The 550-nt window shown below is 49.5% G+C and carries 1 protein-coding gene; it reads left to right on the plus strand.

Annotated features, from left to right (window positions below; all coding sequences use genetic code 11):
- Positions 1-6: 6 nt before the first annotated feature.
- The coding region (locus tag ACTIE0_RS24945) for a tetratricopeptide repeat protein (protein ID WP_439517086.1) at positions 7-550 on the plus strand (544 nt) is incomplete at its 3' end.

Genomic DNA, 550 nt, shown 5'->3' on the forward strand with positions numbered 1-550 from the left:
CTGGGTATGGGGAGAATTAATGATTTATTAGGAGAAAAACAAACAGCCCTAGACTACTACAACCAAGCTTTACCCCTGTATCGGGCTGTGGAGGATAGAGGGGGGGAAGCTACTACTCTCAACAATATTGGCCTTGTGTACGACTCCCTGGGAGAAAAACAAACAGCCCTAGACTACCTTAACCAAGCTTTACCCCTAAGAAGGGCTGTGGAGGATAGAGGGGGGGAAGCTGGTACTCTCAACAATATTGGCCATGTGTACTCCGACCTGGGAGAAAAACAAACAGCCCTAGACTACTACAACCAAGCTTTACCCCTATTCAGGGCTGTGGAGGATAGACGGGGGGAAGCTGCTACTCTCAACAATATTGGCGCTGTGTACGACTCCCTGGGAGAAAAACAAACAGCCCTAGACTACTACAACCAAGCTTTACCCCTAAGAAGGGCTGTGGAGGATAGACGGGGGGAAGCTACTACCCTCACCAATATGGCTTCTCTCCAACGTTCCCAAGGCGAACTCACCGAAGCCCTGGTTAATATGGAAAAGGCGA

This window comes from Limnospira sp. (genome assembly GCF_051859755.1).
GTDB classification, from domain to species: Bacteria; Cyanobacteriota; Cyanobacteriia; order Cyanobacteriales; family Microcoleaceae; genus Limnospira; species Limnospira fusiformis.